The 2,062-nt window shown below is 76.5% G+C and carries 3 protein-coding genes; 1 reads left to right on the forward strand and 2 read right to left on the reverse strand.

Features of this window, described 5'->3' with window-relative positions; all coding sequences use genetic code 11:
- A partial coding sequence (locus tag ACFW2E_RS24180; RefSeq protein ID WP_384469165.1) for a class I SAM-dependent methyltransferase occupies nucleotides 1–658 on the reverse strand: 658 nt, incomplete at its 3' end.
- 224 nt (nucleotides 659–882) lie between these two features.
- Entirely contained in the window at nucleotides 883–1,446 is a 564-nt protein-coding gene (locus ACFW2E_RS24185; protein ID WP_384469163.1) for an SAV_6107 family HEPN domain-containing protein, read from the reverse strand.
- A gap of 176 nt (nucleotides 1,447–1,622) precedes the next feature.
- Between ACFW2E_RS24185 and ACFW2E_RS24190 the strand changes: the two genes are divergently transcribed.
- Nucleotides 1,623–2,062, forward strand: a 440-nt coding sequence (locus ACFW2E_RS24190) for an ATP-binding cassette domain-containing protein (RefSeq protein WP_384469164.1), incomplete at its 3' end; no start/stop codon positions are given.

The raw sequence follows: 2,062 nt of genomic DNA on the forward strand, positions 1-2,062 counted from the left end.
GCACCCCCCCCCGCCCCCGCCCCCCCCCCGCCCGCCCCCCCCCCCGACCCCCCCCCCCGCCGCCCCCCCCCCCCCCCCCCCGCGGCACCGGGTCGCCGGCGCCCCAGCGGCCGGCCGGGTCCTCGAGGGCTTGCCTGGCCTCCTTGAAGTGACCCGCGAGGGCGCGGGCCAGCACGGCGCCGCCGAGGCCGGCCGCGAGCAGGCTGAGGACGCCCTCGGAGCGCAGGGCCGCCACCGCGTTGCGGACGCCCTCGGCCGGGTCGTCCACGTACTCCAGGACGCCGTGGCACAGCACCACGTCGTAGCCGCCGCGCTCGACCACGTCGAAGAGCCCGTGGACATCGCCCTGCACGCCCTGGACCCGCTCGGCGACGTCGGCCTCGGCGGCCCGGCGCTCCAGCGCGAACAGCGCGTTCGGGCTGGGGTCGACGACGGTGACGCGGTGGCCGAGCCGGGCCAGGGGCACGGCGAAGTTGCCGCTGCCGCCGCCGGTGTCGAGCACGTCCAGCGAGTCCCGGCCCGTGGCCTTGATCCGACGGTCCAGAGCGTCCTGGAGGACCTCCCAGACCACGGCGGTACGGAGAGAGGCACGGGGGCGAGAGGGGTCGGAGCGCAGCGACGTCCGTTGAGGGTGGTGGTGGGAGACGGGCGGGCGCATCGGATCCGACACGGCAGTTGACTCCTCGGCGCGGCACCGCCTGTTGCCCGGCGGCGCGAACGGGGTGCCTCCCCCGCCCGCCCGGGGTGCGGGAGGAGGGAAGGCTGCATGCGTTCTCCACCCTATTGCCTCCGGTGCCGTACCTGGTCACCGCCGTGGTGTACGGCCGCGTGCGTCTCGCGCGGCGGACGCCGTGCCGGCCGTGGCACTTCCCGGCGGGGCGGTCAGCCGGCGTCCGGGAGTTCGCCGCGGGTCCGCGGACCGCCGGGCTCCGTCGTGTCCTGGCGGGGCTGCGGCAGGACGGGCTGGAGCACCAGCATCCGCTCGACGAGGCGGACGAACATCGCCACGTCCCGTACGAGGTCGTCGGCGTCCCGCCGGCTGGCCGCCCCCTGGATGCCCGCCTCGGCCCGGGCGCGGCGCCGGGCGCCGGAGGCGAACAGCGCGCTCCACTCGGTGAGCTCGGGCGCGATCTCGGGGAGCACTTCCCATGCGCTCCTGATGCGTGCGCGGCGTCGGGGCGAGGGCTCCGGGCGGCCCCGCGCGGCGAGGACGGCGGCGGCGGTGCGCAGGGCGGCGAGGTGGGCCGTCGCATAGCGCTCGTTCGGCGTTTCGAGGACGGCGGCCTCGTCGAGTCCGGCACGGGCCTGGGCGAGCAGGTCGAGGGCGGCGGGCGGGGCCGTGGCCCGGCGGAGCACGGGGTGCACGTCGCTCGGCGGGCCGGTCAGTGAGGGGGCAGGGCCGGTGGCGCTGCGCCGGCGTGCGGCGGCCGCGGACGAGTTGGCCATGACGAACCTCCTGTCGTCTGGGTGACGGCACGACCTGTCCGGTGGTGCCGTATGTGCCCATCGTGAGGTATGCCACTGACAATCCGTTCTGACCTGCCCTTTTGCCTCGATCGCAGGTTCGGGTTAGTTTTTGCACTGACCAGTCAGTTCAAAAAGCAGCTCAGGGGTGAGGCGGCGTGGAAGGTCCGCACGGGCTCGCGGTGGAGGCCCGCGACTTCGGGCTGAGGGGACCACGCGGCTGGGTGTTCCGCGGCGTCCGCGTCGACGCGGGGCCCGGCTCGCTGATCGCGGTGGAGGGGCCGTCGGGGTCGGGCCGCACCTGCCTGCTGCTCGCGCTCACCGGACGGATGAGGCCGACCGACGGCACGGCGGTCGTGGGCGGACTGCGGCTGCCCCGGCAGATGTCAGCCCTGCGCCGGACCAGCGCCCTCGCGCACGTACCGGGTGTCACCGACCTGGAGCCGGCCCTGACCGTCGCCGAGCACCTGCGCGAGCGGGCGCTGCTGCAGCGCCGCTTCGGCGACTCGGTGCGCGCCCTGCTGCGCCCGCGCGCGGAGCGGGCGGCGAAGGCGCGGGACCTGACCGATGCCGCCCTGGCGGCGGCAGGTCTCGACCT

The organism is Streptomyces sp. NPDC058964, assembly GCF_042741275.1.
Taxonomy (GTDB): Bacteria; Actinomycetota; Actinomycetes; order Streptomycetales; family Streptomycetaceae; genus Streptomyces.